At 41.5% G+C, this 3,893-nt stretch carries 3 protein-coding genes and 2 pseudogenes; 2 read left to right on the forward strand and 3 right to left on the reverse strand.

The window, feature by feature from the left end; genetic code table 11:
• Positions 1-60: 60 nt before the first annotated feature.
• Positions 61-411 (reverse strand): annotated as a pseudogene (locus CK510_RS27595) (CRISPR-associated endonuclease Cas1); the annotation flags it as partial.
• 1 nt (position 412) lies between these two features.
• Positions 413-667 (reverse strand): CRISPR-associated protein Csx18, encoded by a 255-nt coding sequence (csx18, locus tag CK510_RS27600; RefSeq protein ID WP_095724701.1) that lies wholly within the window; start codon positions 665-667, stop codon positions 413-415.
• Between the two features lie 247 nt (positions 668-914).
• On the opposite strand from csx18, the gene CK510_RS33700 reads away from it, so the two are divergent.
• Both CK510_RS33700 and CK510_RS27605 read left to right on the forward strand, forming a co-directional pair.
• Entirely contained in the window at positions 915-1,214 is a 300-nt protein-coding gene (locus CK510_RS33700; RefSeq protein ID WP_245912463.1) for a hypothetical protein, read from the forward strand.
• The gene (locus CK510_RS27605; protein WP_245912464.1) at positions 1,169-2,059 is read left to right on the forward strand and encodes a helix-turn-helix transcriptional regulator; all 891 of its coding nucleotides are present in this window, start codon (positions 1,169-1,171) and stop codon (positions 2,057-2,059) included. Before CK510_RS33700 ends, CK510_RS27605 begins: the two co-directional genes overlap by 46 nt.
• Positions 2,060-2,160: 101 nt before the next feature.
• On the opposite strand, the pseudogene CK510_RS27610 reads toward CK510_RS27605, so the two are convergent.
• A pseudogene (locus CK510_RS27610) lies at positions 2,161-3,813 on the reverse strand (tropomyosin).
• Between the last annotated feature and the right edge of the window lie 80 nt (positions 3,814-3,893).

The following is a 3,893-nucleotide window of genomic DNA, read 5'->3' on the forward strand; positions in this document are numbered from 1 at the left end:
TGTATATATTAGTCAAATAATCTGTATTTTTGACTACAAAATTAAATGCGCTTACCCTGGTAATAAGGTACGACTATTTTTCAATTTAGCTTCCACAATTGTCCGAGCAGTAATTAAATTATCTGTGAATGAAAGCTGCTGTTGATAACGGGATAATTGACGAAAACCCCGCGCAATTGGTAACATCCGACCGTAACAATAACCCATCCGCGACAAGTAGGCAATGGGAATATCACGCCATAAACATGCTCTAATTGCTTGAGTAGAAACCTGGGATTTACCAAATATCAAAACTTGTTCCAGTAGAGGTAATTGTACCTCACCAAGAATGCGATCGCCTTGTTTGATAATTAGCGATTCTTGGCTTAAACCAACGTAGCAATTTTGCTGAGAAACGTAGAGTGTTTGCATTTCAATCTCTGCGTCTACCCAATCTTCCACTACGGGAATTACCCAAAACCTCAGCCTTTTGTCCAGGTTCCAGCCACAATAACACCCGATCAGCAATTGTCGAAACCGTAAAGGTGGCAACCGTCACCAATAAAGTATTAATAATTACAGCAGCTAAACCCAAAGGTGCAATTAGCAATATCACCAGAGTAATAGTCCCAGTACCAACGGAAACCAAGCTATTGCGAGTAAAAGCAGTGCGCGGGGAGATATACATTTTTGCCTTTTATAGAGTATGAAGTTTAGTTTTAATTACTGAAGCTTCGATTTCATCAGTTATATATTTGACTTCTACTTTACAAAAAATCTCACTACAATGACCAGTAAAAGAAAATATCTATTTTACTTTGATAAATCTCTCTAAAAGTTCGCATATACTAAATTTACCAAACCAAGTTGAATATCCTTAAATATTTTCTTTTATCTTGACAAAATAAAATTTATAAATCAAACAATATCACTCAATGGAAAAAACTTGCGAACGACTTCTACTCCTAATTGCTACCTTCCTCAAATATCCAGGAGTCGGTTGTCCCGATAGCTTCGAGTCAAAAGGAGAAAAACACCATGATGCATTCCTGCAAGTCCAAAAGCGTTTCCAAGAACTAGCAACCAGCTTAAATATCCAACTTCCACCAGATTATCCCGCTATCCCCACCCTCCGCAAAGATTTAAATACATTACGCAAATATGGCATCCTCGACCGCCAAATGTATCGTTGGGGTTACTACCTTGGTACAGGTGCAATTCCATCGAGGAACTAAAAGTTGCCCTCAATGCTTTATTGAGTCAGGCAAAATTCCAAGGGCATCCCCAAGTACGATTGATATACGAGTCTTTAGAAAAACGCTTGCGGGGTTTGAATATCGAACTCCAAGGTGGATTATTTTACCCAGTACGTCAACACTTAAATCGAGCCATAGTCTACACCGACCCGGAGGAAATGATTGCCACAGGTAAAAATAAAGACAATCTATACCATCAAATATCCTTGGTCGAAAAAGCCATTAGTCAAGGACAAGCAATAGAAATCTCCCGTCAAGTATCACCCTACAATCAAAACCATCTGGGAATTATGCAGATATATCCCCTGCAATTGATTTACCACGACATAGCTTGGTATTTGCTATATCAATACTGCGACAACGGACATTTTGCCATCGGTAGAATAAACCGTTTTGCTAATTATTGCAAACCATCAAATACTGTTAGGGGAATTGCAGCACAGCAGGAAAATCTCAAAAAAGCCTATCGATTGATTGAAAACGGCTGGGGTTTGAAGTTGGGAGACATAGAAGAACAACATCTGGAATTAGCCGGAGAACTAGAATTAATTGCTGTTACAGCGAGATTTTACCCTCCCGTTGCTGTATTTATTTTAGAAGGCGATCGCCGTCATCCCAGCCAGACAATTAGTAACGCAATTAAAGACAAATCCACAGGGGAACTTTTATCTGTTGATTATACTGTCACCTTGCCCCGACGTTCCTTGGATGAATTTTTACTATGGTTACATCGCTACATGGATGCAGTACAAGTTATCGCACCACCAGAATTAGTTGAAAAGCACAATCAAGCAGCACAAAAATTAATTAATCGATATTCATAAGTACCAATGCAAAATTAAATATACATTTGTCATTGCCTAACCAATCCATCGCCATTTTTAAGCAATGGCAAAATTCGACGCAAATCTAATTTGATGTAAATCTAAAATGTGATTTCCTGCTGTTGGTAACTTGGGGAAGATGACTTTAAATCTGAAATAAAAGCGGCGATCGCCCCAATCCCAGTACACAACATCCCACTAGCAGCACGATAACCCCGACGACTCCAACCAGACCACCCAAATCTTTCCCCTATCTCCCCAAACTCCGCTAAAACTGCATCTGATGATGATTCTTCTTGTTGTTTTCTATTGAGTATTTGAAGTTGCGATAATTCTTGTTCCTGCGATAGCGAAGCGCTGCTGCGAAGCGCAGATCGCATCAAATTTTGTAACCGTTCGACTTCGGACATCAACGGTTCGATAGTTTTCTCCAACTCCGAGTTAACCACCTTTGCAGCTTGATTGTTAAAGGTATTGCCCCAGTTATTTGCACTGGAGTTTTCGAGGGCTTTTTCTAACTCTGCCACTCGCTGTTCGAGTTGCTGATTTCTGGTTTGTAATGCATGGAGCGATCGCACCTCTTCATCCTTTCCTGCCAATTGTTCGAGTAAATCTTGGTTCTGAAGTGCGATCGCACGAGCATATTCTTGTGCAGCTTGGATTTCTCGTTTTGCCGCTTGCAGCGCTGCGTCTCGAATTTCTACAAACCGTCCCTGTTCTGACTCAGCTTTTTCACTATTATACTGGGCGATCGCTGATGCGACTTTTTGTTCGACTTGGGCAGCAGTAAACAATTCTTGAGAAGTTGACTTTGCGATTGGTTGTTGAGTTTCTAGTCCGATTTGGTGAGGTTTGAGCAGGTGTTTGACTTCCATACCCTGAGCGATCGTATGGTCAAGCAATACCCAGAAATTACCTTCTTGCTTGGACATGATTATCCCACTGCTCCCATTCCAACCCGTATTCTCTTCCTTAACAACAATTCGCATACCAGGAACTAACTCAGGAGCAGGCAGAAGCGGGGAAATATTGTTCTTTTTCCCTTCCTTTCCCACTTTCTCGCTTTCCCCCTCTTGGGATGAGTCAGAAATGGGAGTTTGGGAGCGAGATAGCGAGAGGGAGAGAGAAGTGGACATATCGTTTACTGTCTCGCTAAGGTGGGAACCAACTAAATTCTCTCCCTCCTTCGCTCTCGCACTTCCAAACTCTTTCTTCACTTGTGCAGCAGTCTTTTTGCCCGAACGCACTAATTCTTTAACTAAATCATGGCTAACTTTGGTTAACTGTCGTAGTGCAGAAACACTCCACTGCTGGACGTTTTGACGAACTAGATGTTGTACTTTTGCAGGGAGTTTGTCGAACCAATCGCTGATTTCCATCGCGCTTTGTGCTATATAGCGAGATGCACCAAAATCAGGAGAAGCAAGCCATTCGGAAAATATTTTTTTCCCATTTGGGCAAAATGCAAGGCAGTCGAAGTAAAAATCCTGGAGCGATATCTGCGATGAGCTTCGCTAACGCCCAATCTCTATCAACCCATCAAAAGTTTGACGGACGAAGCCAAAGAAGCTTCCGAGAGTGGATTTTGCCTTTGCCTGTAAATCGGGTTTAGCAAAGCGATCGTAATCAAAGGTGTAGTTTAAGGCAAACGGTACTGTGTGAAGCACCTTCTCTTCGATGTTTTGCTCAAATTTGTCGTGAGAATGAGCTTTTGTATCAAGTTGGATTATGCCAATTACTTGCTGTTGTGTCATCATAGTGTTGACCTGAATATTGGGTCTACATTGAAGGCGATCGCCGATTCCGCCAAGAAACATGCGATCGCTTTCTATTT

Origin of the sequence: Brunnivagina elsteri CCALA 953 (assembly GCF_002289455.1) — a bacterium.
GTDB lineage: Bacteria > Cyanobacteriota > Cyanobacteriia > Cyanobacteriales > Nostocaceae > Brunnivagina > Brunnivagina elsteri.